Source organism: Cellulomonas soli (genome assembly GCF_013409305.1).
GTDB classification, from domain to species: Bacteria; Actinomycetota; Actinomycetes; order Actinomycetales; family Cellulomonadaceae; genus Cellulomonas; species Cellulomonas soli.
Map to the genome: position 1 here is coordinate 2743727 of NZ_JACBZJ010000001.1, position 24605 is coordinate 2768331.

The 24605-nt window shown below is 72.8% G+C and carries 24 protein-coding genes; 17 read left to right on the forward strand and 7 right to left on the reverse strand.

Annotated elements, in window-relative coordinates:
* The first annotated feature begins 200 nt into the window (after positions 1-200).
* Positions 201-1499, forward strand: coding sequence for a citrate synthase (locus BKA22_RS12715; RefSeq protein WP_146953843.1), 1299 nt, complete (start codon positions 201-203; stop codon positions 1497-1499).
* Between the two features lie 32 nt (positions 1500-1531).
* Here BKA22_RS12715 and BKA22_RS12720 read toward each other — a convergent pair whose 3' ends face one another.
* Both BKA22_RS12720 and dapD read right to left on the reverse strand, forming a co-directional pair.
* The gene (locus tag BKA22_RS12720) at positions 1532-2431 is read right to left on the reverse strand and encodes a hypothetical protein (RefSeq protein WP_218866651.1); all 900 of its coding nucleotides are present in this window, start codon (positions 2429-2431) and stop codon (positions 1532-1534) included.
* A gap of 19 nt (positions 2432-2450) precedes the next feature.
* A complete protein-coding gene (gene dapD, locus BKA22_RS12725; RefSeq protein ID WP_146953841.1) occupies positions 2451-3443 on the reverse strand; it encodes a 2,3,4,5-tetrahydropyridine-2,6-dicarboxylate N-succinyltransferase in 993 nt (330 codons plus the stop codon).
* A 105-nt stretch (positions 3444-3548) separates the two neighbouring features.
* On the opposite strand from dapD, the gene dapE reads away from it, so the two are divergent.
* The 6 genes from dapE (at position 3549) to BKA22_RS12755 (ending at position 9680) form a co-directional block, all read left to right on the forward strand.
* Positions 3549-4643 (forward strand): succinyl-diaminopimelate desuccinylase, encoded by a 1095-nt coding sequence (dapE, locus tag BKA22_RS12730; RefSeq protein WP_146953840.1) that lies wholly within the window; start codon positions 3549-3551, stop codon positions 4641-4643.
* A gap of 29 nt (positions 4644-4672) precedes the next feature.
* On the forward strand, positions 4673-5473 hold the full coding sequence (locus BKA22_RS12735; protein ID WP_146953839.1) for an LOG family protein: 801 nt from the start codon (positions 4673-4675) through the stop codon (positions 5471-5473).
* A 2-nt stretch (positions 5474-5475) separates the two neighbouring features.
* Complete coding sequence (gene folP, locus BKA22_RS12740; RefSeq protein WP_179561773.1) at positions 5476-6417, forward strand: dihydropteroate synthase; 942 nt, start codon at positions 5476-5478, stop codon at positions 6415-6417.
* A 19-nt stretch (positions 6418-6436) separates the two neighbouring features.
* Positions 6437-7711 carry a putative hexosyltransferase gene (locus BKA22_RS12745; protein WP_223203658.1) on the forward strand — a complete coding sequence of 425 codons (1275 nt, stop codon included), beginning with the start codon at positions 6437-6439 and terminating at the stop codon, positions 7709-7711.
* Positions 7712-7884: 173 nt separating this feature from the next.
* On the forward strand, positions 7885-8052 hold the full coding sequence (locus BKA22_RS12750) for a DUF3117 domain-containing protein (protein ID WP_013884554.1): 168 nt from the start codon (positions 7885-7887) through the stop codon (positions 8050-8052).
* An 11-nt stretch (positions 8053-8063) separates the two neighbouring features.
* Positions 8064-9680, forward strand: a complete 1617-nt coding sequence (locus BKA22_RS12755; protein WP_146953838.1) for a leucyl aminopeptidase family protein — start codon at positions 8064-8066, stop codon at positions 9678-9680.
* Between the two features lie 6 nt (positions 9681-9686).
* Here BKA22_RS12755 and BKA22_RS12760 read toward each other — a convergent pair whose 3' ends face one another.
* Positions 9687-10319, reverse strand: a complete 633-nt coding sequence (locus tag BKA22_RS12760; RefSeq protein WP_146953837.1) for an O-methyltransferase — start codon at positions 10317-10319, stop codon at positions 9687-9689.
* A 238-nt stretch (positions 10320-10557) separates the two neighbouring features.
* On the opposite strand from BKA22_RS12760, the gene sigE reads away from it, so the two are divergent.
* The 7 genes from sigE (at position 10558) to BKA22_RS12795 (ending at position 16934) form a co-directional block, all read left to right on the forward strand.
* Complete coding sequence (gene sigE, locus BKA22_RS12765) at positions 10558-11205, forward strand: RNA polymerase sigma factor SigE (protein ID WP_223203657.1); 648 nt, start codon at positions 10558-10560, stop codon at positions 11203-11205.
* Entirely contained in the window at positions 11202-12152 is a 951-nt protein-coding gene (locus BKA22_RS12770) for a zf-HC2 domain-containing protein (protein WP_146953836.1), read from the forward strand. The genes sigE and BKA22_RS12770 overlap by 4 nt, the downstream gene beginning before the upstream one ends.
* A gap of 470 nt (positions 12153-12622) precedes the next feature.
* Complete coding sequence (locus tag BKA22_RS12775) at positions 12623-13699, forward strand: S1C family serine protease (protein ID WP_223203656.1); 1077 nt, start codon at positions 12623-12625, stop codon at positions 13697-13699.
* 21 nt (positions 13700-13720) lie between these two features.
* On the forward strand, positions 13721-14128 hold the full coding sequence (locus BKA22_RS12780; RefSeq protein WP_146953834.1) for a twin-arginine translocase TatA/TatE family subunit: 408 nt from the start codon (positions 13721-13723) through the stop codon (positions 14126-14128).
* Between the two features lie 104 nt (positions 14129-14232).
* Entirely contained in the window at positions 14233-15270 is a 1038-nt protein-coding gene (gene trpS / locus BKA22_RS12785) for a tryptophan--tRNA ligase (RefSeq protein WP_146953833.1), read from the forward strand.
* Positions 15267-15857 carry a 2'-5' RNA ligase family protein gene (locus BKA22_RS12790; RefSeq protein ID WP_146953832.1) on the forward strand — a complete coding sequence of 197 codons (591 nt, stop codon included), beginning with the start codon at positions 15267-15269 and terminating at the stop codon, positions 15855-15857. The genes trpS and BKA22_RS12790 overlap by 4 nt, the downstream gene beginning before the upstream one ends.
* Before the next feature lie 9 nt (positions 15858-15866).
* Complete coding sequence (locus BKA22_RS12795) at positions 15867-16934, forward strand: YihY/virulence factor BrkB family protein (RefSeq protein ID WP_146953831.1); 1068 nt, start codon at positions 15867-15869, stop codon at positions 16932-16934.
* A gap of 45 nt (positions 16935-16979) precedes the next feature.
* On the opposite strand, the gene BKA22_RS12800 is transcribed toward BKA22_RS12795, so the two are convergent.
* The 4 genes from BKA22_RS12800 to sdhC all read right to left on the reverse strand — a co-directional run bounded on the left by BKA22_RS12800 (position 16980) and on the right by sdhC (position 20521).
* Positions 16980-17771 carry a succinate dehydrogenase iron-sulfur subunit gene (locus BKA22_RS12800; RefSeq protein ID WP_146953830.1) on the reverse strand — a complete coding sequence of 264 codons (792 nt, stop codon included), beginning with the start codon at positions 17769-17771 and terminating at the stop codon, positions 16980-16982.
* The gene (gene sdhA, locus BKA22_RS12805) at positions 17771-19597 is read right to left on the reverse strand and encodes a succinate dehydrogenase flavoprotein subunit (protein ID WP_146953829.1); all 1827 of its coding nucleotides are present in this window, start codon (positions 19595-19597) and stop codon (positions 17771-17773) included. Before sdhA ends, BKA22_RS12800 begins: the two co-directional genes overlap by 1 nt.
* A gap of 67 nt (positions 19598-19664) precedes the next feature.
* Positions 19665-20123 (reverse strand): succinate dehydrogenase, hydrophobic membrane anchor protein, encoded by a 459-nt coding sequence (gene sdhD, locus BKA22_RS12810; RefSeq protein WP_146953828.1) that lies wholly within the window; start codon positions 20121-20123, stop codon positions 19665-19667.
* The gene (gene sdhC, locus BKA22_RS12815) at positions 20123-20521 is read right to left on the reverse strand and encodes a succinate dehydrogenase, cytochrome b556 subunit (RefSeq protein WP_146953827.1); all 399 of its coding nucleotides are present in this window, start codon (positions 20519-20521) and stop codon (positions 20123-20125) included. The genes sdhD and sdhC overlap by 1 nt, the downstream gene beginning before the upstream one ends.
* Positions 20522-20695: 174 nt before the next feature.
* On the opposite strand from sdhC, the gene BKA22_RS12820 reads away from it, so the two are divergent.
* The 3 genes from BKA22_RS12820 to BKA22_RS12830 all read left to right on the forward strand — a co-directional run bounded on the left by BKA22_RS12820 (position 20696) and on the right by BKA22_RS12830 (position 24518).
* Positions 20696-21829 carry a mannose-1-phosphate guanylyltransferase gene (locus BKA22_RS12820; protein WP_146953826.1) on the forward strand — a complete coding sequence of 378 codons (1134 nt, stop codon included), beginning with the start codon at positions 20696-20698 and terminating at the stop codon, positions 21827-21829.
* Positions 21830-21958: 129 nt separating this feature from the next.
* Positions 21959-23194, forward strand: coding sequence for an amidohydrolase (locus tag BKA22_RS12825; RefSeq protein ID WP_146953916.1), 1236 nt, complete (start codon positions 21959-21961; stop codon positions 23192-23194).
* Positions 23195-23423: 229 nt separating this feature from the next.
* Positions 23424-24518 (forward strand): BMP family lipoprotein, encoded by a 1095-nt coding sequence (locus BKA22_RS12830; protein WP_146953825.1) that lies wholly within the window; start codon positions 23424-23426, stop codon positions 24516-24518.
* The last annotated feature ends 87 nt before the right edge of the window (positions 24519-24605 follow it).

Here is a 24605-nt window from a genome sequence, read left to right on the forward strand (position 1 = left end):
CCAACTTGTGACGCTGATCACACCGGGACGCTGGTCCTGTCAGGCATTGGTCAAGGCACGCTAGGCGCAGGTACCGTCAGGTCAGGCCAACGGGGGTCGCAGGAATGGCGCCCCCCTCGGGGTCATGAGCACGGGCCATGAGCAGCGGCGCACGGTGGCACGGGGAGACCCGGTCCGGCGGCGTCCGAGGAAGGAAACCCATGTCGGAGGCCGTCACCGCTCCTGTCCAGCTCATCGTCGACGGGCAGTCGCGTGACCTTCCCGTGGTCACCGCCACCGAGGGCAACGACGGCATCGTGGTCTCGACGCTGCTGCGCGACACCGGCCTGGTCACGGTCGACCCGGGGTTCATGAACACCGCGTCCTGCGAGTCGAAGATCACCTACATCGACGGCGACGCAGGCATCCTGCGCTACCGCGGGTACCCGATCGACCAGCTCGCCGAGCACGCCCGGTTCCTCGAGGTCGCCTACCTGCTGATCCACGGCCAGCTGCCGACCGTCGCGGAGCTCAGCGCCTTCGAGGAGCGGGTCAACCGGCACACGCTGGTGCACGAGGACTTCCGCACGTTCATGGGCACGTTCCCGCGCAACGCGCACCCGATGGCCGTGATGTCCTCGGCGATCAACGCGCTGTCGACGTTCTACCCCGAGTCGCTCGACCTGTTCGACCCCGAGACCGTCGAGCTGGCCACCGTGCTCATCCTCGCCAAGACGCGCACGATCACGTCCTACGTGCACCGCACGTCGAAGGGCGAGCCCCTGCTCTACCCGGACTACTCGCGCGGGTACGTCGAGGACTTCCTGCGCATGACGTTCGCGGTGCCGTACCAGCAGTACGAGCCGGACCCCGTCGTGGTGCGCGCGCTCGACCAGCTCCTGATCCTGCACGCCGACCACGAGCAGAACTGCTCGACGTCCACGGTCCGCATCGTCGGCTCCTCGCACGCCAACCTGTACGCCTCCGTCGCCGCGGGCATCAACGCGCTCTCGGGGCCGCTGCACGGCGGGGCGAACGAGGCCGTGCTGACGATGCTCGACGAGATCAAGGCCAACGGCGGCGACGCGACCGACTTCATGCGCCGGGTCAAGGCCAAGGAGGCCGGCGTCCGGCTCATGGGCTTCGGGCACCGCGTCTACAAGAACTACGACCCCCGCGCCGCGATCGTGAAGAAGAGCGCGCACGCCGTGCTCGAGGCGCTCGGGCAGAACGACGAGCTGCTGGACATCGCGATGCGCCTGGAGGAGATCGCACTCTCGGACGACTACTTCGTCTCGCGCAAGCTCTACCCGAACGTCGACTTCTACACCGGGCTGATCTACAAGGCGATGGGCTTCAGCCCGTCGATGTTCACCCCGTTGTTCGCGCTCGGACGCATGCCGGGCTGGATCGCGCAGTGGCGCGAGATGATCACCGACCCGCAGACCAAGATCGGCCGGCCGCGCCAGATCTACACGGGCGAGGTCGAGCGCGGCTGGGTGGAGCGCACGGCGCGCTGAGCCGCCCGTCGGAGTCGGCCCCGCGGCGGACGTCAGCCCGCGAGGGTGATCCGCACCGTCCCGGCCGCGGCGGGTTCCTCGGTCGTCGTCCAGGTGGTCGCGTCGCGCACCCAGACCTGGTCGCCGACGGTCACCGTGTCCAGGCCCAGCGGTCCGGCGAGCGACACCGCCCAGTGGCCGACGGCCCACGCCAGCCGGTCTTGCTCGGCCCCGAGCGGGTCGACGTGCACCACGAGGCTCGCCGGTGCGTCTGCGGTCGCGGCGGTGGCGTCCGTCGGCAGGTCGCCGAGGTCGCGGACGAGCCGTGCGACGACCGTGTCGGTGCCGACCGGCGCCCCGGCCTCGCCGAACGTGCACGTGAGCGCTGCGGGCGACCAGCCGGTGAGGGCCGAGGCGAAGGTGCGCGCCCGCGACTCGTGCCCGGCGTAGGCCTCCGGGTACCCGGAGCGCTGCACGGCCTGGGCGGCGTCCGTGATCTCCATCTGCTCGTAGCCCGCGACGGCCACCAGGCCGTCGTAGAACTTCCCGGTGGCGTACACCGGGTCCATGATCTGCTCGGCCGTGCCCCAGCCCTGCGACGGGCGCTGCTGGAACAGCCCGAGGGAGTCCCGGTCGCCGTAGTCGATGTTGATGAGCTTCGACTCCTGCAACGCCGTCGCCAGCGCGATGGTCACGGCACGCGCGGGCAGCCCGCGCCGCAGCCCGACGGCCGCGATCATCGCGGCGTTGTCGGCCTGCTCCGGCTCGAGCGCCCACGCGGAGCCGTCCACCGTCGCCACGCAGCGGGCCACGACAGGCTCCTCGGCGGCGGTCCGGTCGAGCACGACGACCACCCCGGCGACCGCGAGCGCCGCCACGGCGAGCGTGCCCATGAGACCGCCGACCGCACGTGCGAGTCGGCTGCCGGCGCTGCGGCGACGAGGGCGGGCCATCAGGCGTCGGGCGACGAGCTCAGTTGGCGTGCAGCGCGGCGTTGAGCTGCACGCCCGCACCTGTGCGCGCGACCGCCTCGACGCCCCCGGTCAACGAGTTGCGCCGGAACAGCACCCCGTTGGCACCGGCGAGCACCCGCGCCTTGACCACCTGCGTGCCGGTCGCGTCGGTCGGGGCGTCGTCGACGGTGAAGCCGACGAGCGACACCTTCGTGCCGGCGGTCACGTACAGCCCGGCCTCGACGACGCAGTCGTCGCCCAGCGGGATGCCCAGCCCGGAGTTCGCGCCGAGCAGGCTGCGCCGACCGATCGAGACGACCTCGCGACCGCCTCCTGACAGCGTGCCCATGATCGAGGCGCCGCCGCCGATGTCCGACCCGTCGCCCACGACCACGCCGGCCGAGATCCTGCCCTCGACCATCGAGGTGCCGAGCGTGCCGGCGTTGAAGTTGACGAAGCCCTCGTGCATGACGGTCGTCCCGGGCGCCAGGTGCGCACCCAGCCGGACCCGGTCGGCGTCGGCGATGCGCACGCCGCTCGGGACGACGTAGTCGACCATGCGCGGGAACTTGTCGACGGCCAGGACGGTCACCGGCACACCGGTCGCGGCGCGCAGCCGGGCACGTGTCGTCTCGAAGCCGTCGACCGCGCAGGGTCCGCGGTCGGTCCACACGACGTTCGGCAGGGCGGCGAAGATGCCGTCGAGGTTCTGGCCGTGCGGCGCGACGAGCCGGTGGGACAGCAGGTGCAGGCGCAGGTAGGCGTCCGCGGTGCCCGCCGGCGGTGCGTCCAGGTCGACGACCGTGCGCACGACCTCGACGCGTACGCCGCGCGCCTCGTCGACGCCCGCGGCAGCCAGGAGCGCGGCCGGGGTCGGCTCGTCGGCGGGCGGCGCACCGAGCGCCGGGGCGGGGTACCAGACGTCGAGCGTCGTCCCGTCGCTCGCGCCCGTGCCGGCGTCCGCGGTCGTCACCGTCGCGAGGCCGTCCGCCCATGCCCACCGTGCGCTCATGCCGGCCAGCCTAGGTCAGGGCGGGCCGGCCGCCGGGGACCGTCCGGGACCCGGGCCCGACGGGTCGGCGTCCGGGGGCGGGCGGGCGCCGCTAGGGTCGGTCGGGTGACCCGCACCCAGCCCCTGGACCTCACGACCGACCTGGTGACCCTCACGCGCGCGCTGTGCGACCTGCCGTCGGTCAGCGGGCAGGAGACGGCGCTGGCCGACGCGGTCGAGGTGGCGCTGCGCGGGTACCCGCACCTGGAGGTGCTGCGGGACGGTGACGCGCTGGTCGCCCGGACGCATGCCGGGCGCAGCTCACGGGTGGTCGTCGCCGGGCACCTGGACACCGTGCCCGTCTCGGACAACCTGCCGACCCGGCTCGTCGGCGAGGGGGAGCACGCCGAGCTGTGGGGCCGCGGGACGGTCGACATGAAGGCCGGCGTCGCGGTGCAGCTGGCGCTCGCGGCCGAGCTCGTCGAGCCGTCGCGCGACGTCACGTGGGTGTTCTACGACCACGAGGAGGTCGAGGCAGCCCTCAACGGCCTGGGCCGGATCGCGCGGAACCACCCGGACTGGCTCGCGGCGGACTTCGCGGTGCTCTGCGAGCCGACCGCGGCCGGGCTCGAGGGCGGGTGCAACGGCACGCTGCGCGTCGAGGTGCGGCTCACGGGCGTCGCGGCGCACTCCGCGCGTGCCTGGACGGGTCGCAACGCGGTGCACGCGGCAGGCGAGGTGCTGCGCCGGCTCGAGGCGTACGTGCCCGCCGACGTCGAGGTCGACGGCCTGGTGTACCGCGAGGGCCTCAACGCCGTGCTCATCTCGGGCGGGACGGCCACCAACGTCATCCCGGACTCGTGCGTCGTGACGGTCAACTACCGCTTCGCTCCGGACAAGTCCGTCGAGGAGGCTCTCGCCCACGTGCGCACGGTGCTCGACGGGTTCGAGGTGGTCGTCACCGACGCCGCCGCCGGTGCCCGGCCGGGGCTCGACGCCCCGCTCGCGCAGGACTTCGCCGCCGCGGTGCTCTCCGCGACGGGGGGCAGGCCCAGCGCCAAGCTCGGCTGGACGGACGTCGCCCGCTTCTCCTCGCTCGGCACGCCCGCGGTGAACTTCGGCCCCGGCGACCCGACGCTCGCGCACAAGGCCGACGAGCGCTGCCCCGTGCACCAGATCAGCGCGAGCCACGCCGCCCTCCGGGCCTGGCTCACAGCCTGAGCAGCACGAGGACCACCTAGAGTCGGCGCATGAGCGACGAAGGCCAGCCGGCACCCGGACGCGGCTACCGCCGAGGCCCGGTGCTGCTGCGACGTGAGCAGATCCCGGCCACCACCTCGGACCAGCGGCTCCTGCTGCGCGGAGACGACGCGTCGTGGCTGCACGACGACCCGTGGCGCGTCATGCGCATCCAGAGCGAGTTCGTCGAGGGCTTCGGTGCGCTCGCCGAGGTCGGCCCGGCGGTGTCGGTCTTCGGCTCCGCGCGGGTGGCGCCCGAGCACCCGGACTACGCGCTGGCCTCGGAGATCGCGGGCCGCCTCGTGAAGGCCGGGTTCGCGGTCATCACGGGCGGCGGTCCGGGCATCATGGAGGCCGCCAACCGGGGGGCGAGCGAGGCGGGCGGCCTGTCCGTCGGGCTGGGCATCGAGCTGCCGTTCGAGCAGGGCGTCAACGACTGGGTCGACCTGGGCGTCAACTTCCGGTACTTCTTCGCCCGCAAGACGATGTTCGTGAAGTACTCCGAGGGCTTCGTCGTCATGCCGGGCGGGTTCGGCACGTTCGACGAGCTGTTCGAGGCCCTCACGCTCGTGCAGACGCAGAAGGTCACCCGCTTCCCGATCGTCCTGGTGGGCAGCGACTACTGGCGCGGGCTCATCGACTGGATCCGCGGCGCCGTCGTCGACCGCGGCATGATCGCGGCGAAGGACCTCGACCTGCTGCCCGTGGTCGACACCGCCGAGGAGGCCGTGCGGATCGTCGTGCAGCGCGTGCGCGAGCTGCACGCGGCGGAGGAGAACACGCTCTCGTTGCAGACCGACGAGGACCTCTGACGGTGGCCGAGGGCACCGGGCTGCCCGGAGTCCCGGCCCGCGGGGCGGACCTGAGGCTGCGGGGTCGCACGTTCGGTGCGGACCACCCGGTGGTGATGGCCGTGGTCAACCGCACGCCCGACTCGTTCTACGCGGCCGCCCGGTACGACGACGCCGAGGCGGGCGCGGCGGTGGCCCGGGCCGCGGACGAGGGCGCCGACCTGGTGGACCTCGGAGGTGTGCGGGCGGGTCGCGGTCCGGCCGTCACGGTCGAGGAGGAGATCGCGCGCGTGGTCCCGCTGATCGCGCGGGTCCGGTCGCGACACCCCGACCTGCTGGTCAGCGTCGATACGTGGCGTGCGCCCGTGGCCCGGGCCGCGGCCGACGCGGGGGTCGACCTGATCAACGACACCTGGGCGGGTCATGACCCGGAGCTGGTCGAGGTGGCGGCCGCGCGCGGGCTCGGCATCGTCTGCTCGCACACGGGCGGGGCGCTGCCTCGCACCGACCCACTGCGGGTGACCTATCCGCGCACGCCGGTGGCCGGCCGCCCGGACGACGCGCTGGACGGTGTCGTCGACGATGTCGTGGCCACCGTCCTGGCGGGGGCGCGGCGCGCGGTCGACCTCGGCATCGACCCGGCCGGCGTGCTCGTCGACCCGACCCACGACTTCGGCAAGACCACGTGGCACTCCCTGCACCTGGTGCGGCGTGCGCCGGCGCTGGTCGCCCTGGGCTTCCCGGTGCTCATGGCGCTGTCCCGCAAGGACTTCGTGGGGGAGTCGCTCGACGTTCCGGTCGACGAGCGGCTCGAGGGCACCCTGGCCGCGACCGCCGTGGCTGCGTGGCTGGGGGCGCGGGTCTTCCGCACGCACGACGTGCGGGCGACCCGGAGGGTGCTCGACATGGTGGCCGTCCTGCGAGGCGACCGTGCTCCGGCACGCGCCGTGCGGGGCCTGGTCTGAGACGGGGCGGGCTGCACGCATGAACGGCACGACGCAGGACGACCTGACGGCACCGGTCCGCCCCGCGGGGCGACGAGTGCTCGTCCGCGGGCGGTGGGACCCGCGCACCTGGCCGTGGTGGGTGCAGGCGCTCGCGGTGTTCGTGGCGGCCCGGCTGGTCAGCGCGGTCGTGCTCGTGGTGACGGCACAGTCCCAGGTGGAGAACTACTGGACGCCCGCGCACCCGTCGTACCTGCAGTTCACGGGCCTGATGTGGGACGCGGGCTGGTACCGGACGATCGCCGAGCAGGGCTATCCCGCCGAGCTCCCGCGCGGCGCGGATGGACTCGTCCAGCAGAACGCCTGGGCCTTCTTCCCGCTCTTCCCGATGCTGGCGCGCGGGCTCATGGTGCTCACGCGCGCCCCGTGGGAGGTCGTGGCCCCGCTGCTGGCGACCGTCCTGGGCGCGGGCGCGGTCGTGGTCATCCACCGGCTCGTCGAGCGTGGCGCACCACGGGCGGTCGCGGCCCGGCCCGGGCTCCCGCTGGCCACGGTCGGCCTGGTCAGCGTGTTCCCGACGGCGGTCGTCCTGCAGCTCGCCTACACGGAGGCGCTCGCGCTCCTGCTCGTCGCGGGGGCGCTCCTGCTGCTCGTGGAGCGACGGTACGGCTGGCTGGCCGTCGTGCTCATCGCGCTCGGGTTCACCCGGGCGGTCGCGCTGCCGATGGCTGCCGTGATCGTGGTGCACGGGGTCGTGCGCTGGTGGTCCGCGCGGCGTTCCGGCGAACGGCTGGGGGCCAGGACGTGGGCCTGGCTCGTCGGTGTCGGCGCGGCCGCGGGGGTCTCGGGCGTCGCGTGGCCCCTGCTGTGCGGCTGGGTGACCGGTGAGGCCGACGGGTACCTGCTGACGCAGGGCGCGTGGCGCGGCGTGCGCGAGATCGCGCCGTTCGGCGCGTGGGGGTACGTCTCGAGGTTCTGGTTCGGCGACCAGGCGCCGTGGGTGCTCGCGGCAGCGTTCGCGCTGGTGATCGCCACGCTCGTGGTGCCGGCGGCCTGGCGGCTGGGCCCGGAGCTGCACGCGTGGGCGGCCGCGTACCTGCTGTACATCGCCGCGGTCGTCGAGCCGGGCAGCAGCATCGCGCGGTTCCTGCTGCTCGCCTTCCCGCTCGCAGCGGTCACGGCCGGTGTGGTCACGCGCCCACGGCTCGCCCGACGCGCCTGGTACGTGGCGGTCGTGATCCTCATGCTGGGCCTGCAGGCGGTGTGGATCTGGAACACGTGGCGGCTGACACCGCCGAGCGGATGGCCACCGTGACACGCCGGCGCGGTCGATCCACCGGCGACCCACCTGCACGGACGTCGGGGTGAGCGTCGCCACAGTGAACTAGGATGGGCGACGGACAACCGGCGCGTGGGGCCGTCGACGGGTGCGCAGCGCGCGTCGTGGCGGGGCCCGGTCGGGACGCACGACGCGAAGGAGAGGCCCGCATGGCCGCGATGAAGCCGAGGACCGGTGACGGCCCGCTCGAGGTCACCAAGGAGGGTCGTGGCATCGTGATGCGCGTCCCGCTCGAGGGTGGTGGGCGGCTGGTGGTCGAGCTCAACGCGACCGAGGCCGCCGAGCTGGGCGAGGCCCTCACGTCCGTCGCCGGCTGACGCCCCTCAGCATGGCTCGAGGCACCACACCCACGGTCCCGGTACGCGCGACGGTCTCGCTCGACGGCGGGGACGTCGCGTCGTCGTCGCGGTTGCTCGACGGGTCGCTCGACGCGCTCGCGGTCCCTGTCGCGCCCGCGGACGGTGACGACACGCTCCGTCCGGGGCAGGGCACGGCCGACGCCGCGGCGCGCTACGGCATCGACCTGGCGGACGTCGCCGAGCGCGCAGGCCTGACCGGCGCCGCCGGTGAGGCCTACGTGCTCCAGCTGCCTCGGCCCGTGGGGTCGAAGGTCGGTGACGTCCTGCCGTGGACGGGACTCCCGTTGCGCCTGGTCCTCGTCGGTGTCGGCGACGGCTCGACGACGGCCCTGCGACGGGCCGGGGCGGCCCTGGCTCGGGCGACGCGCGGCCTGCGGGTCGCCACCACGCTCGGCGCACGCGCCGGGCACGGCGAGCCGGCTGTCACCCGCGACCTGCGCGCGGTGGTCGAGGGCTACCTGCTCGCCTCGTACCGCATCCCGACGGCGGCCACGGGCGCCGGTGCGTCCACGGGTCGGGCCGGAGAGCTCGTGCTCCTCGACCGGTCCGGCGACGAGGCCTCGGCCGCCGTGCGCGCGGCCACCACGGCATCGAACGCGACCTGGCTGGTCCGTGACCTGGCGAACACCCCGTCCAGCACCAAGGACCCGGCGTGGATCGCCGAGCGCGCCCGCCGGCTCGCGACGAAGGCCGGGCTCGACGTCCAGGTCCTCGGCCCGCGTGAGCTGGCCGCCCAGGGGTTCGGCGGCATCCTGGCGGTCGGCGCCGGCTCGGCATCGACCCCGCGTCTCGTCGTCGTCGGCTACACGCCTCCCGAGACGTCGGCAGCGACCTCGGCAGCAGCGTCGCCGCGGCACGTGGTCGTCGTCGGCAAGGGCATCACGTACGACACGGGCGGGCTGTCCATCAAGCCGCGCGAGGCCATGGTCCCGATGAAGACGGACATGGCCGGTGCTGCGGTCGCGCTGGCCACCGTCCTCGCCGCGGCCGAGGCGGGTGTCGCCCACCGGGTGACGGCCGTGCTGCCGCTCGCTGAGAACCACTTCGGCGGCGCCTCCTACCGGCCGGGCGACGTGCTACGGGTCTACGGCGGGACCACGGTGGAGATCGCCAACACCGACGCCGAGGGCAGGATCGTGCTGGCCGACGCCCTCGCCTACGCGGACGCCGAGCTGGCACCCGACGTGCTGGTCGACGTCGCCACCCTCACCGGGGCGATCACCCTCGGGCTCGGCCGGCAGCATGCGGGTCTCTACGGCACCGACCCGGCGCTGGTCGACGCGCTCGTTGCCGCCGGTGAGGTCACCGGGGAGCGGGTCTGGCCCATGCCGCTCGTCGAGGAGTACGCCGAGGCCGTGCACTCCGACATCGCCGACCTGCGGCACGTCACCGCGGACAAGCACATCGGTGCGGGGTCCATCACGGCGGCGCTCTTCCTGCAGCGGTTCGTCGGCACGCGCACCTGGGCGCACCTCGACATCGCCGGCACCGGACGCGCCACCGCGGACCAGCACGAGGTCACCGAGGGCGCGACCGGCTTCGGTGCGCGGCTCCTCCTGCAGTACCTGGCCGAGCTCGACGCCTGAACGAGGTCAGCGGCGGACGGCCGTGAGCAGCCCGTCGCCGCTCGGCACGAGCGCGGTGACCAGACGTTCGTCGGCACGCACCGCACGTCCCACCTCACGGATGACCGTCGTCAGCTCGTCCCGACGCGCCGGGTCCCCGACCCGGTCGTGCCAGAGCGCGTTGTCGACCGCCAGGACGCCACCGGGCCGCAGCAGGCGCACGGCCTGCTCGACGTAGCCCGGGTAGCCGTCCTTGTCGGCGTCGACGAACACCAGGTCGTAGCCGCCGTCGGTCAGCCGGGGGAGCACGTCGGCCGCCCGGCCGGAGATCGTCCGGGTGCGTGTGGGTCGCACGCCCTCCTCGGCGAACGCCTGCTTCGCCGCGCGTTGGTGCTCGACCTCGAGGTCGATCGTGGTCAGCACGCCGTCCGCGGGCATGCCGCGCAGCAGGTAGAGCGAACCCACCCCGGCCCCGGTGCCGACCTCGACGACGGCCCGCGCCTGGGCCGCGGCCGCCAGGACGCTCAGCAGCGCACCGGCGCCCGGGAGCACCGGAGTGCAGCCGAGCTGGGCGGCCCGTTCGCGGGCCCGCAGCAGCACGTCGTCCTCGGGAACGAACTCCTCGCAGTAGACCCAGCTCTGGGCCTTGTCGGTGGAGATGGTGACCTCCCGGGGTCGTCGTGCACGAGCGTGCGCTGCAGCCGTCTGCTGGCCGTCAGCCTACCGGCGGCACCCCTGCGCGCCCGGGAGGCGGGGAGGGGCGGAGAGGCGGGAACCCACCGGCGGCGTGCAGCGTTCTCCCAGGAAGAACTGGGACACTCCCAGGAACGGTGAGCGGGCCGCTGCCCGGCACCCGGCCGGCAGGGCGCCGGCCCGTACGAGGAGGAGTCGACCTGCGATGACCGCACCCGGACCGGCCGTCTGGCAGGCCCCGTCGTGGGAGCAGATCGTGCGGGACCACTCGGCCCGCGTGTACCGGCTCGCCTACCGGCTGACGGGCAACCGCCAGGACGCCGAGGACCTCACGCAGGAGACCTTCGTGCGGGTGTTCCGCTCCCTGTCCAGCTATACGCCGGGCACGTTCGAGGGCTGGCTGCACCGCATCACGACCAACCTGTTCCTCGACCAGGCACGCCGCCGCACACGCGTCCGCATGGACCCGATGGGCGAGGAGTCCGACCGCTACGCCTCGGGCGACCAGCTCGCCGCGCCCGAGCGTGCGTTCGAGCACGGCAACCTGGACCACGACGTGCAGCGGGCGCTCGACGACCTGCCGCCGGAGTACCGCGCGGCCGTCGTGCTCTGCGACATCGAGGGCCTGTCGTACGAGGAGATCGCCGTCACGCTCGGCATCAAGCTCGGCACGGTGCGCTCGCGCATCCACCGTGCGCGTGCACGCCTGCGCGTGTCGCTCGAGCACCGTGCACCCAACGCCCCGGGCGCACCGAAGGCAGGTCCCGACCTGGACGACGGTGGCGCGCGGTGGCACCCGGCGGACCTCACCGACGCGGCCCGGGCCGAGCAGGTAGCAGGCTCGCGCGGATGAGCCACCTCGGTTCGCGGATCAGCGCCCTGGTCGACGGCCAGCTGGACGTCGCCGCGACCGAGCGCGCGCTCGCGCACGTCGCGGTGTGCCGGGCCTGCGCCGAGGAGCTCGCCCAGTCGCGAGCGGCGCGGCGCGCGCTCGCCGAGGCGCAGGACGTCGCACCCGAACCCGACCTGACGACCCGTCTGCTCTCGCTGGCGTCGCTGTGCCCGCCCGCCGTGCCGGGGGACCCGTTCGCGCCCCCGTCCTCCCGGCCCGGTGTGCCGCTCGGTTCGGCCGCGTACGCCGTTCCCGCCCGCGGTCTGCGCGGTGACGTCACGGGCACCCGGTCCCGCAACAGGTTCGCGATGGGCGCACTCGCGGGCGCCGGCGCGGTGGCCGCGGCTCTCTTCGTCCTCGGCGCGCGGCCGGCCGTCGTCCCGTCCGCGCACCCGGGTGCGGCGCTCGGGCTGCTCGGTGAGGCGGCCGCGCTCGACGACACGAGCGCCACCCCGATGAACGGGGTCGACGCGGTGGTGCCGGTCGCCACCGAGACGACGCAGTGGTTGCGCTCGCACAGCTGGACCTTCCCGCAGTCGCTGCCCGACGGCTGGACGGTCACCGCGGTGCGCTGGTCGGGCGAGGACGACGAGGTGCTCGAGGTCGACCTGTCCGGGCCCGGCGGTGCCGTCGTCCTCACCGAGCAGCAGGGCCGGCTCGACACGGTGGCGCTCGAGGGTGCCAGCGCCCAGGTCGTCGAGGGCTGCACGGTGTACGTCCTGTCGAGCTCGCCGTGGCACGTCGTCTGGCAGTCGGACGCCACGGTCGTCCAGGTGGTCGCCGCGCACCAGAGCGACTCGGTACAGTCCGTCGTCGCCGCCTTTCCCGGCGGCACCTACGACGACGGCGTGCCTGCGCGGATCACCCGCGGATGGGACACGGTGACGGGAGTGTTCGCGCAGCCATGACGACCGCGTCCGGTGACGACCAGCCACCCTCCCCGTCCGAGCCGCCCCCGTTCGCCCCGCCGTCGGGGCGCCCGCTGCCGGCGTTCCCGCCGGACGAGCCGCCCGCGAGCCTCCCGCCTGCGGGTCCGCCGGCCCCGGCGCCCGCTCCGGGCACTGCTCCGGCGACTGCTCCGGCCCCTGCACCGGCTGGGGCGTCGCAGCAACCGGCGGGGCCCTTCGCCTCGCCCGGTGGTTCGGTGCCGCCGGCCCCGGTCTCGCCGCCTCCGGTCTCGCCGCCTCCGGCGGCGTCCCTGCCACCCACGCCGTACGCGCCGTACGCCTCGCCGTCGGTGCCGCAAGGTCCTGTCTTCTCCTCGCGTCCGCCGTTCGCCCCACCGGTCGGAGTCCTTCCCGGGGTCGCGCCCACGGCCGCCCCGGTCGCTGCGCCCGTGGCATCGGGCGGGCGGAGCCGCGGGCGTGCGCTGTCGGTCGTGTGGGTCGTCCCCCTGATCTTGCTCTCGCTGGTCGCAGGCGTCGTCGGGGGCGTGCTGGGCGCCCGGTCGACGGGCACGAACCGGCTCGCGGACGCAGGCCTGCCGACCGTGTCGATCACCGGCTCGGTGGACCGCGCCCCGGACTCGGTCGCGGGCATCGCCTCGGCCGTGCTGCCCTCGGTCGTGTCGATCGAGGTCACGGCGTCGGACGGCACGTCGACGGGTTCGGGCTTCGTGCTGCGGCAGGACGGCTACATCCTCACGAACAACCACGTCGTGGCATCGGCCGACGAGGTCGGTGCGACGATCGTCGTGCTGTTCGCCGACGGCACGCAGGTGCCGGCCAGCATCGTGGGCCGGACGGCCGACTACGACCTGGCGGTCGTCAAGGTCGAGGTCGAGGGTCTGACGCCGCTCCTGCTCGGCGACTCCGACGCCGTGGTCGTGGGTGATCCGGTCGTCGCGATCGGCGCACCTCTCGGGCTGGTCGGCACGGTCACGACGGGCATCGTCAGCGCGCTCAACCGCCCGGTGTCGGCCGGCGACGCGACGGACACGGCCTTCATCAACGCGATCCAGACGGATGCGGCGATCAACCCCGGCAACTCCGGCGGGCCGCTGGTGAACGCCTCGGGTGAGGTCATCGGGATCAACTCGGCGATCGCTCAGGCTCCCGGGACGGACTCCACGACGGCAGGCAGCATCGGGCTCGGGTTCGCGATCCCGTCGAACCAGGTGCGGCGCACGGCCGACCAGCTCATCGAGACCGGGACCGCCACCTACCCGATCATCGGGGTGCTGCTCGACGACCGGTACACCGGTGAGGGGGTCCAGGTGGCCTCCGAGGACAGCGACGGGACGCCTCCGGTCACCCCGGACGGTCCTGCCGACCGGGCGGGCATCCGTCGCGGTGACGTGATCCTGGCGATCGACGGCCGGCCGGTCACCGATCCGGAGGAGCTGATCGTGACGATCCGGTCCCGGACGCCGGGTGACGTGGTCGTGCTGCGCGTGCGGACGGGCGAGGACGAACGGGACGTGCGGGTCGAGCTGTCGGAGTCTTCCGGCGGGTGACCCCGGCGGTACCCTGACCCGGTGTTCGACATCAACGGTGGCGAGTGGCTCGTTCTGCTGCTCGTCGCGATCCTGGTGATCGGCCCCGAACGCCTCCCGCAGTACGCCGAGCAGCTCGGCGTGTGGGCTCGTCGGGCACGCCGGTTCGCCAAGGACGCGCGCACCCGTGTCGACGAGGAACTGGGCGAGGACGTCAAGGACGTCGACTGGTCGGCCCTCGACCCGCGCAAGTACGACCCGCGGCGGATCGTGCGTGAGGCCCTGCTCGACGACGAACCACCCGCTCGTCCGGTCACTCGTCCTGCCACGGCTCGCCCGACCTATCGCACGGGTGCCGGTCGTCCGGCCGATGCGGGCGCGGCCGGTGCGGCGGGACCCCTCGTGAGCCCCGAACCCGTCGCTGCGCCGTTCGACGACGAAGCGACCTGAGCACCACCGTGCACGCGGACCAGCACCGCGCGCACACCCGCCCGGGTCCCTCCGCCCGGGTTCCGTACGTCGCAGCGCCCGCGCTGCACCGAGAGATTGGTCGGATGGTCTTGGCGCCGCAGCAGCAACGCATCTTCTCCGGGATGCAGCCCACCTCGGACTCGCTCCAGCTGGGCAACTACCTCGGCGCCCTGACCCACTGGGTCGCACTCCAGGAGGAGCACGACGCGCTCTACTGCGTCGTCGACCTGCATGCGCTCACGGTCAACCCTGACCCCGCGGTGCTGCGCGAGCGCACCCGGAGGACGGCCGCGCAGTACCTGGCCGCGGGCGTCGACCCGAGCCGGTCGACGCTGTTCGTGCAGTCGCACGTGCCCGAGCACGCCGAGCTCGCCTGGGTCCTGTCCTGCCACACCGGCTTCGGCGAGGCGGGCCGGATGACGCAGTTCAAGGACAAGTCCGCCCGGCACGGCAGCGAGGGCACCACGGTCGGGCTGTTCACGTACCCCGTGCTGATGGCCGCCGACATCCTGCTGTACGACACGAACCTGGTGCCCGTCGGTGAGGACCAGCGCCAGCACCTCGAGCTCTCACGTGACCTGGCCCAGCGGCTCAACGCACGGTTCGGCAAGGACACCGTGGTGGTCCCCGAGGTGCACATCGTCAAGGAGACCGCCAAGATCTACGACCTGCAGGACCCGACGGCCAAGATGAGCAAGTCGGCCGAGAGCCCGAACGGTCTGATCGAGCTGCTCGACGACCCGAAGGTCGTCGCCAAGCGCATCCGCTCGGCCGTGACCGATGCCGACCGGGAGATCCGGTTCGACCCGCAGGCCAAGCCCGGCGTGTCCAACCTGCTGACCATCTTCTCGGCCCTGTCCGGCCGATCGGTCGCCTCGCTCGAGCAGGACTACGAGGGCAAGGGCTACGGCGACCTGAAGAAGGACCTCGCCGAGGTCGTCGTGGGCTTCCTGACCCCGTTCCAGGCCCGCGTGCACGACTACCTCGCCGACCCGGCGTCGCTCGACGCCGTGCTGGCCGACGGTGCCGAGAAGGCGCGCACGATCGCCGGCGTGACGCTCGACCGGATCTACGACCGGTCCGGCCTGCTGCCGCGGCGCCCACGGGTGGGGCGGGCGTGAACCTTCCCGAGCGTGCGGACGACGAGGTCCGCATCGGGGTGTCGATCACCGTCCCCGAACCGTGGGGCACGCTGCTGCAGGACGCCCGCGCGGGTTTCGGCGACCCCGCCGCCGAGCAGATCCCCTCGCACATCACGCTGCTGGGGCCGACGGTGGTCGCCCCGGAGCGGCTGGTCGAGATCGACGCGCACCTGCGCGAGGTCGCGGCCAGCCACGAGCCCTTCACCGTGCGTCTGCGCGGTACGGGGTCGTTCCGCCCGGTGTCCTCCGTGGTGTTCGTCCAGGTCGTGGAGGGCATCGCCGGCTGCGAGCGTCTGGAGAGCGACGTGCGGTCGGGGCCGCTCGAGCAGGGCCTGCGGTTCAACTACCACCCGCACGTCACCGTGGCGCACGAGGTACCGGACGAGAGGCTCGACGCCGCGTTCGACGGGCTCGCCGACTTCGACGCGTCGTTCCTGGTCACGCTCATCCACTCCTACGAGCACGGCGACGACGGCGTGTGGCGACCTGCCCGCGACTACCCGTTGGGCGGCCGGTCGGCCGGCCCGACGGGCGGGACGGCTGCGGACGGGACGTCCGCGGCCTAGGGTCGCCAGATGGACCGCCCCGACGCAGGGCCCGACCCGGGGGCAGACGCGGGGCCTGACGCGCAGGAGCCGACGGGTGCGGGTGCGGCGCAGCGGCACGCCGAGGCGTCGGAGCGGAGATCAGGGCGCACAGCGCCGTCGCTCCGGGCGCGGTCGGCCCAGTGGGTGCACCGCCGGATCGACTGGTGGAAGGGCTCCCGACCGGGCCGGGCGAACGCCCGGTTCGGCGCCGTGGGCGGTGGCGTCCTGGCCGGCGGGATCGCGTACGCCACGCTTTTCTCCCTGTCGGCCGGCCTGACCCTGGGCTGGACCCTCTTCATGCGGGTGCTGGGCGACGACGAGCAGCTGCGCGCGACGGTGATCGAGACGGTCGACGACGCGCTGCCCGGCCTGTTCGACACCGGCGACGGCGACGGCCTGCTGGTCCCGGAGGACCTCGTCTTCAGCCCCGGGCTCACGGTCGCCGGGGCCGTGGCGCTCGTGGTGCTCCTGGTCAGCGCGACGTCGGCCATGGCGGCCATGCGCAAGGGGGTTCGGGCGGTCTTCGGCACGACCACCGATGCGGAGAGCGCCGTGGTCGGCAAGCTGCGCGACCTCGGCGGCCTGGTCGCCTTCGCGGTCGTGGTGCTGGTGTCGGCCGTCCTGAGCCAGGCCCTGACCGGGACGTCCCAGTGGCTGCTCGGCGTGCTCGGGGTCGACCGCGGAGGGGGCGTGCTGCTCGGGGTGTCGGGCGCCGCGGTGTCGTTCGTGCTCGATGCCGTGGTGTTCGTGCTGGTCGTCACGGTCCTGGCCGGTGCGCGGCCGCGACGGCGCGACCTGACGTTCGGTGCGGTGCTCGCCGCGACGGGTCTGGGTGCCGTGCGCCTGCTGGGCACGTCGGTCGTGGCCGGATCGGTGACCGGGAACCCCTTGCTGGGTTCGTTCGCCGTGCTGGTGACCCTGCTCGCCTGGATCAACCTCGTCGCCCGGCTCGTGCTCCTGGCCGCGGCGTGGACCGCCGACCCGCCGAGCCCGGACGTGCCCGAGGACCTCGAGCGTGCCCGGGACGCGGACGAGCCGGTGCCGCCGCGAGGCTGACACCGGCTCGTCAGGATCCGTCCGGGGACTCCGGGCTGGACGACCTCAGAAGACGCGCGTGATCATCGCGCGCTTGACCTCCTGGATCGCCTTGGTGACCTCGATGCCGCGGGGGCACGCCTCCGAGCAGTTGAAGGTCGTGCGGCAGCGCCACACGCCCTCCTTGTCGTTGAGGATCTCCAGGCGCTGCGCGCCGCCCTCGTCGCGGCTGTCGAAGATGAACCGGTGCGCGTTGACGATCGCGGCGGGGCCGAAGTACTGCCCGTCGGTCCAGAACACCGGGCAGGACGACGTGCACGCGGCGCACAGGATGCACTTGGTGGTGTCGTCGAACTTCGCGCGGTCCTTGGGCGACTGGCGGCGCTCCTTGGTCGGCTCGGTGCCGCTGGTGACCAGGAACGGCATGATCTCGCGGTAGGAGGCGAAGAACGGCTCCATGTCGACCACGAGGTCCTTGATGACGGGCAGGCCCTTGATCGGCTCGATCGTGATGGGCTTGCTCGGGTCCAGATCCTTGAGCAGCGTCTTGCAGGCCAGACGGTTGCGGCCGTTGATCCGCATCGCGTCCGAGCCGCAGATGCCGTGCGCGCACGAGCGGCGGAACGTCAGCGAGCCGTCCTGCTCCCACTTGACCTTGTGCAGCGCGTCGAGCACCCGGTCGGTGCCGTGCACCGTGACCGTGAACTCCTCCCACTGCGAGCTCGTGGGCGCGGGGGCGTCGCCGAAGACGGCCGGGGCGGCGTCGTCGGAGGGCAGGTGACGCAGGATCTTCAGCGTGACCTGGAAGCTGGGCACCGCTCCGACGGCGGTGGCAGGGGCGTCGAGGGTGGCGGTCATCAGTACTTGCGCTCCATCGGCTGGTAGCGGGTCACGGTGACGGGCTTGCTGCCGAGAACGAGCTGGTAGCCGTCGAACTCGGTCACGGTGGAGAACGTGCCGTCCGGGTCGCCGTCCGCGGTGGACGTCAGGGGGCGGCGGTACGCCATCGTGTGCTTCATGTACTGCGCGTCGTCACGGTCCGGGAAGTCCTCCCGGAAGTGCCCACCGCGCGACTCGTTGCGGTTGAGGGCACCCACGACGACCGTCTCGGCGATGTCGAGCAGGAACCCGAGCTCGACGGCCTCCAGCAGGTCGGTGTTGAAGGTGCGCGACTTGTCCTGCACGCTCACCGAGCGGAACCGCTTCTGCAGCTCCTTGACGTCCTCGAGCGCCTGCGCGAGCGACTCCGAGGTCCGGAAGACCTGCGCGTTGGCATCCATCGTCACCTGCAACGCCTTGCGGATGTCGGCGACGCGCTCACCGTCGGGACGCGTGCGGATCTCCTCGAGTCCCGCCTCGACGGACACGGCGGGGCTCTCGGGCAGGTCGACGAACGAGGCCGTGGCGGCGTAGGCGGCCGCGGCCTTGCCGGCCCGCTTGCCGAACACGTTGATGTCCAGCAGCGAGTTGGTGCCCAGTCGGTTCGAGCCGTGCACCGACACGCAGGCGACCTCACCGGCGGCGTACAGGCCCTTGATGACGTCGGTGGCGTTGCGCAGCACCTCGCCCTGGATGTTGGTCGGGATGCCGCCCATCGCGTAGTGCGCGGTGGGGTAGACCGGGACGGGCTCGGTGTAGGGCTCGATGCCCAGGTACGTGCGCGCGAACTCCGTGATGTCGGGGAGCTTGGCGTCGATGTGCGCGGGCTCCAGGTGCGTCAGGTCGAGCAGGACGTAGTCCTTGTTCGGCCCGGCGCCTCGACCCTCGCGCACCTCGTTGGCCATCGACCGCGCCACGATGTCGCGTGGGGCGAGGTCCTTGATGGTGGGGGCGTACCGCTCCATGAAGCGCTCGCCGTTGCCGTTGCGCAGGATGCCGCCCTCGCCGCGGGCCGCCTCGGAGAGCAGGATGCCCAGCCCGGCCAGGCCTGTCGGGTGGAACTGGAAGAACTCCATGTCCTCCAGCGGGATGCCGCGCCGGTAGGCCAGAGCCATGCCGTCGCCGGTCAGCGTGTGCGCGTTGGACGTCGTCTTGAAGATCTTGCCCGCACCGCCGGTCGCGAACACGACCGACTTGGCCTGGAAGACGTGGATCTCGCCGGTCGCCAGCTCGTAGGCGACGACGCCGGAGACGTTGACCTCCTCGCCCTCGGCGACGTGGCCGGAGGCGAGGTCGTGGTCGACGAGCAGGTCCAGCACGTAGAACTCGTTGAAGAACTCGACGTCGTTCTTCACGCACTGCTGGTAGAGCGTCTGCAGGATCATGTGCCCCGTGCGGTCCGCCGCGTAGCAGGCGCGACGCACGGCGGCCTCGCCGTGGTTGCGGGTGTGGCCGCCGAACCGGCGCTGGTCGATGCGACCCTCGGGCGTGCGGTTGAACGGCAGACCCATCTTCTCCAGGTCGATGACCGCGTCGATGGCCTCCTTGGCCATCACCTCGGCCGCGTCCTGGTCGACCAGGTAGTCACCGCCCTTGACGGTGTCGAACGTGTGCCACTCCCAGTTGTCCTCCTCGACGTTGGCCAGTGCGGCGCACATGCCGCCCTGCGCCGCGCCGGTGTGCGACCTCGTCGGGTAGAGCTTGGAGATGACGGCCGTGCGGGCACGGACCGAGGACTCGAGCGCCGCGCGCATGCCGGCGCCGCCCGCGCCGACGATCACGACGTCGTACTGATGGGTCTGCATCTGCGGCGATGCCTTCCTGTCGCTGGGGGCTTGCGGGTGGGGCGTCCTGCTGCGGTGCGGGCGCCGGTCAGGCCGTGCAGAAGGACGGCAGCAGGTCGGCCGGGGAGTTCGGCGGGCACGGGTCGAACGTGAAGATGACCAGGGTGCCGAGCACGACCACGACGACGAACGCCAGGTACAGGAGCGCCTTGAGCACCAGACGCGTGCGGTCCTTCTCGGCGTAGTCGTTGATCACGGTGCGCACGCCGTTGGAGCCGTGGATCATCGCGAGCCACAGCATGACCAGGTCCCAGACCTGCCAGAGCGGGTTCGCCCACTTGCCGGCCACGAAGCCGAAGTCGATCGACTTCACGCCGTTGCCCTGCATGAGGTTGACGAACAGGTGGCCGAAGATCAGCACGACGAGCACGACGCCCGATGCGCGCATGAACAGCCAGCCGTACATCTCGGTGTTGCCGCGGGTGCTGCGGCGACCCGGGCCGGGGCGCGGAGTGCGCGGGGCCTTGGGATCGGCGATCGTCGTCATCACTCGCCCCCGAAGACGTGCATGAGGTGACGCGGCAGGAACCCGGCCATCGTCACGGCGAACAGGCCGATGACCACCCAGAGCATCACACGCTGGTACTTGGGGCCCTTGGCCCAGAAGTCCACCAGGATGATCCGCAGACCGTTGAACGCGTGGAAGACGATCGCTGCCACCAGACCGGCCTCACCGAGGCCCATGATCGGGTTCTTGTACGTGGCGATCACGTCGTTGTACGACTCCGGGGACACACGCACCAGGGCGGTGTCGAGGATGTGCACGAGGAGGAAGAAGAAGATCGCGACACCGGTGATGCGGTGGGCGACCCACGACCACATGCCTTCCCGACCCCGGTAGAGGGTTCCGGCGGGCGCTGTGGGCGCTGTCGGCGCTGCGGGCACTTGAGGGGCCTCCTGGCGGTGAGGGCGAAGGACGTCGGCGTCCTGGTGCGCACCACTGTAGTGACCTGCGCCACGGGACACGGACCTCCCGCGCGACGCGATCCGTACGAGCGACCGATGTGACCGGACGCACACCCCCGATGGCGGGCCGGGCCTGCGACTAAGGTCACGGACATGTCCGTCATCTCCGGGGCGATCCCCGGCTTCCACGCTGTCGTGCCCGCCGGGGGCGCCGGGACGCGGCTGTGGCCGCTGTCCAGGGCCGGCCACCCCAAGTTCCTCCTCGACCTGACCGGCACCGGTCGCACGCTCCTGCAGGGGACGGTCGACCGGCTCCTGCCGCTGACCGGCCCGGCCGGCGTCCTCGTCGTCACAGGCGTCCGGCACGCCGCGGCGGTCGCCGAGCAGCTGCCCGAGCTGGGTGCCGGTGACGTGCTCGCGGAGCCGTCGCCGCGCGACTCCATGGCGGCGATCGGCCTGGCCGCCGCGGTGCTCGTGCAGCGCCACGGCCCGGACGTCGTGCTCGGGTCCTTCGCCGCCGACCACATCATCGAGGGCGCCGAGGAGTTCGCGCGCACCGTCCAGGAGGGTGTCGAGGCGGCGCGGGCCGGGTACGTCGTGACGGTCGGCATCGCCGCCACGGAGCCGTCGACCGCGTTCGGCTACGTGCGCTCGGGCGACTCCCTCGGGCTCGCCCGTGCGCCGCGCGTGCGGCACGCGGCCGGGTTCACCGAGAAGCCCGACGAGCAGACCGCCACGGAGTACCTGGCCACGGGGGAGTACCGCTGGAACGCCGGCATGTTCATCGTGCGGGCCGCCACGTTGCTCGAGCACCTGCACACCCAGCTGCCCGCGCTGCACGACGGGCTCGTGCGGATCGCCGCCGCGTGGGACACCGCTGCGCGCGAGGAGGTGCTCGCGGCGACCTGGCCGGGGCTGACGAAGATCGCGATCGACCACGCGATCGCCGAGCCGGTCGCCGCGGCGGGCGGCGTCGCGGTCGTCCCGGGTGACTTCACGTGGGACGACATCGGCGACTTCGCCTCGCTCGCCTCGCTGCTGCCCGCGCCGGAGGGGTCCACCGACGGCGGTCGCACGCTCGGCGACGACGCGCTCGTGCTGCGCGTGGACGCGCCCGGCGCGGTCGTGGCGCCCGCCTCCGGTCGCACGGTGAGCGTCCTCGGCATCCCCGACGCGGTCGTCGTCGACACCCCGGACGCCGTGCTGGTCACGACGCGTGAGCACGCCCAGCAGGTCAAGGCGGCGGTCGACGCCTGGCGCGCGCGCGGGCGCGACGACCTCCTCTGAGCCCACGTCCTGGCACCGTCCGACCTGCGGGCGGTGCCAGGAACTACCCTCGAAGGCGTGTCGCCCGCCGCTGCCGCCCCTGCCGAGTCGCCCCGTCCCTCCGAGCCGCCCGCGACGGAGGTCGAGCCGATGCCGGCCGTCGAGCCGCTGAGCGCCGTGGCCGCGACCTCGGACGACACCGTCGTGCGGGCGCTCGCCGCGACCGTCGCCGGGTTGCGCGACGAGCTCGTCGCGATCCGCCGCGACCTGCACGCCCACCCCGAGCTCGCCCGTGCCGAGGCGCGGACGACGGCCGTCGTCGAGGCTCGCCTGCGGGCCGCGGGACTACGCCCCCGGCTGCTGGTGGGCACGGGGTTGATCTGCGACATCGGCCCGTCCGGCGCGACGCCCGAGCACCGCCGGGTCGCGCTGCGCGCCGATCTGGACGCCCTGCCGGTCGCCGACCGTTGCGGGCTGCCGTGGGAGTCGGCCGCGCGGGGCGTGGCCCACGCGTGCGGCCACGACGTGCACACCGCGGCCGTGCTGGGGGCCGGGCTCGCGCTCGCCGCTCTCGCCGAGCAGGGTGGGCTGAGCACCGGGGTGCGCCTGATCTTCCAGCCCGCCGAGGAGGTGCAGCCCGGTGGCGCCCTCGACGTCGTGGGCCAGGGCGCGCTCGACGGCGTGGGCCTGATCTTCGCGGTCCACTGCGAACCCAAGCTCGACGTCGGTCGGCTCGGCACCCGCATCGGGCCCATCACGTCGGCGAGCGACGAGGTGCAGGTCACGGTCACCGGTCCCGGCGGGCACACGTCCCGTCCGCACCTGACCGGTGACGTCGTGTTCGCGCTCGGCCAGATCGCCACGCAGGTGCCCGCGATCCTCGGGCGCAGGCTCGACCCCCGCTCGGGCGTCAACCTCACCTGGGGTGCCGTGCAGGCCGGCTCGGCCCACAACGCGATCCCGACGACCGGCACGATCCGCGGCACGCTGCGCTGCCTGGACGTGCGGGCCTGGGAGAAGGCCTCGGAGGTCTTCGAGTCCGCGGTCGAGCAGGTCGTGGCCCTCCTCGGCGTCGACGTCGAGGTGCGCCACCACCGCGGCGTCCCTCCCGTGGAGAACGACGAGCGCGCCACGGGCTTCCTGGAGGCTGCCTCGCGCGACGTGCTCGGCCCGGCGTCGGTCGTGCTGACCGAGCAGTCGCTCGGCGGCGAGGACTTCGCCTGGTACCTGACCAAGGTGCCCGGGGCGATGGCGCGCCTGGGCACCCGGACGCCCGGCGGGCGGACCTACGACATCCATCAGGGCGACCTGCGCGTCGACGAGCGTGCGGTCGAGGCGGGCGCCCTGCTCCTCGCGCGGACCGCCGTGCTGGCGGGCCGGGGCTGAACGGTGCGGGCGAGGCGCATCGGCCGCCCTGCCCTGCTCACGAGGCCTGCGCACATACCAAGTCGGTAACGGAAAGGCCGCTTGTACCCCCCGGTAACGCCCTCGTCACACAACCCTCACTAGTGTCCGAGACATCGATGCCGGACAGCCCCGCGCGCGTCGGCGTGACGGTGCGTCGCCGTGTAGGCGGACCAGCCGGTCCGGTACGGACGAGAAGCAGGAGAGTCGAGTGAAGAACATCATGCGTGTGGCCGCGCTCAGCGGTGCGGTCGCCCTCACGCTCACGGCATGTGGCAGTGCCCCCGAGGCCGAGGAGACCACCGCAGGCACCGGTTCGACGACCACGGTCGACTACAAGGCCTGCATGGTCTCCGACTCGGGCGGTTTCGAGGACAAGTCCTTCAACCAGTCCGGTCTCGAGGGCCTCGAGCGCGCGGGTGCGGACCTGGGCGTCGAGATCAACAAGGTCGAGTCCACGGCGGAGACGGACTTCACGCCGAACATCGACCAGCTCGTCGCGGACGGCTGCAACCTGATCATCGGCGTCGGCTTCCTGCTGGAGGACCCGATCCAGTCGGCCGCCGAGGCGAACCCCGACATCGACTTCGCGCTCGTCGACTCCGCCTTCTCGGACGCCGACTACAACGCGGTGACGATCGAGAACGCCAAGCCGCTGCTGTTCAACACGCAGGAGGCGGCCTTCCTCGCGGGCTACGCGGCCGCGGGCACCTCGACCACGGGCGTCGTCGCGACGTTCGGTGGCATCCAGCTGCCGTCCGTGTCGATCTTCATGGACGGCTTCGCCGACGGCGTCGCGCAGTACAACACCGACAACGGCACCGCGGTGAAGGTCCTCGGCTGGGACAAGGCCGCGCAGACCGGCTCGTTCACGGGTGACTTCGAGAACCAGGCCAACGGCCAGAACCTCGCCAAGGGCTTCATCGACCAGGGCGCGGACGTCATCATGCCCGTCGCCGGCCCGGTCGGTCTCGGTGCCGCCGCCGCCGCCCAGGAGGCCGGCAACGTCAAGATCGTCGGCGTCGACGCCGACTGGTTCCTGACGGCCCCCGACTACGCCGACATCATCCTGACCTCGGTCATGAAGGAGATCGGCCAGGCGGTCTACGACACCGTCGAGCAGGGCGTCAACGGCGAGTTCACCTCGGACCCGTACGTCGGCACGCTGGAGAACGGTGGCATCGGCATCGCGCCGTTCCACAACAGCGAGTCGCTCGTGTCGGCCGACCTGAGCGCGAAGCTCGAGGAGCTCAAGGCCTCGATCATCAGCGGCGACCTCGTGGTCGACTCGCCCAGCGCGAACTGATCCGAGACGGTGGCCCGGGCGTCGCTGACGCCCGGGCCACCGTGCTGTGTACGGACATGCGCGCCCGAACCGCTACGGTGCGGGGTG

Coding starts and splice junctions, on each gene's coding strand:
- BKA22_RS12715 (WP_146953843.1), top strand. CDS start 201: ATGTCGGAGGCCGTCACCGCTCCTGTCCAGCTCATCGTCGACGGGCAG.
- BKA22_RS12720 (WP_218866651.1), bottom strand. CDS start 2,431: ATGGCCCGCCCTCGTCGCCGCAGCGCCGGCAGCCGACTCGCACGTGCG.
- dapD (WP_146953841.1), bottom strand. CDS start 3,443: ATGAGCGCACGGTGGGCATGGGCGGACGGCCTCGCGACGGTGACGACC.
- BKA22_RS12735 (WP_146953839.1), top strand. CDS start 4,673: ATGAGCGACGAAGGCCAGCCGGCACCCGGACGCGGCTACCGCCGAGGC.
- BKA22_RS12745 (WP_223203658.1), top strand. CDS start 6,437: ATGAACGGCACGACGCAGGACGACCTGACGGCACCGGTCCGCCCCGCG.
- BKA22_RS12750 (WP_013884554.1), top strand. CDS start 7,885: ATGGCCGCGATGAAGCCGAGGACCGGTGACGGCCCGCTCGAGGTCACC.
- BKA22_RS12755 (WP_146953838.1), top strand. CDS start 8,064: ATGGCTCGAGGCACCACACCCACGGTCCCGGTACGCGCGACGGTCTCG.
- sigE (WP_223203657.1), top strand. CDS start 10,558: ATGACCGCACCCGGACCGGCCGTCTGGCAGGCCCCGTCGTGGGAGCAG.
- BKA22_RS12770 (WP_146953836.1), top strand. CDS start 11,202: ATGAGCCACCTCGGTTCGCGGATCAGCGCCCTGGTCGACGGCCAGCTG.
- trpS (WP_146953833.1), top strand. CDS start 14,233: ATGGTCTTGGCGCCGCAGCAGCAACGCATCTTCTCCGGGATGCAGCCC.
- BKA22_RS12795 (WP_146953831.1), top strand. CDS start 15,867: ATGGACCGCCCCGACGCAGGGCCCGACCCGGGGGCAGACGCGGGGCCT.
- BKA22_RS12800 (WP_146953830.1), bottom strand. CDS start 17,771: ATGACCGCCACCCTCGACGCCCCTGCCACCGCCGTCGGAGCGGTGCCC.
- sdhA (WP_146953829.1), bottom strand. CDS start 19,597: ATGCAGACCCATCAGTACGACGTCGTGATCGTCGGCGCGGGCGGCGCC.
- sdhD (WP_146953828.1), bottom strand. CDS start 20,123: ATGACGACGATCGCCGATCCCAAGGCCCCGCGCACTCCGCGCCCCGGC.
- BKA22_RS12820 (WP_146953826.1), top strand. CDS start 20,696: ATGTCCGTCATCTCCGGGGCGATCCCCGGCTTCCACGCTGTCGTGCCC.
- BKA22_RS12825 (WP_146953916.1), top strand. CDS start 21,959: ATGCCGGCCGTCGAGCCGCTGAGCGCCGTGGCCGCGACCTCGGACGAC.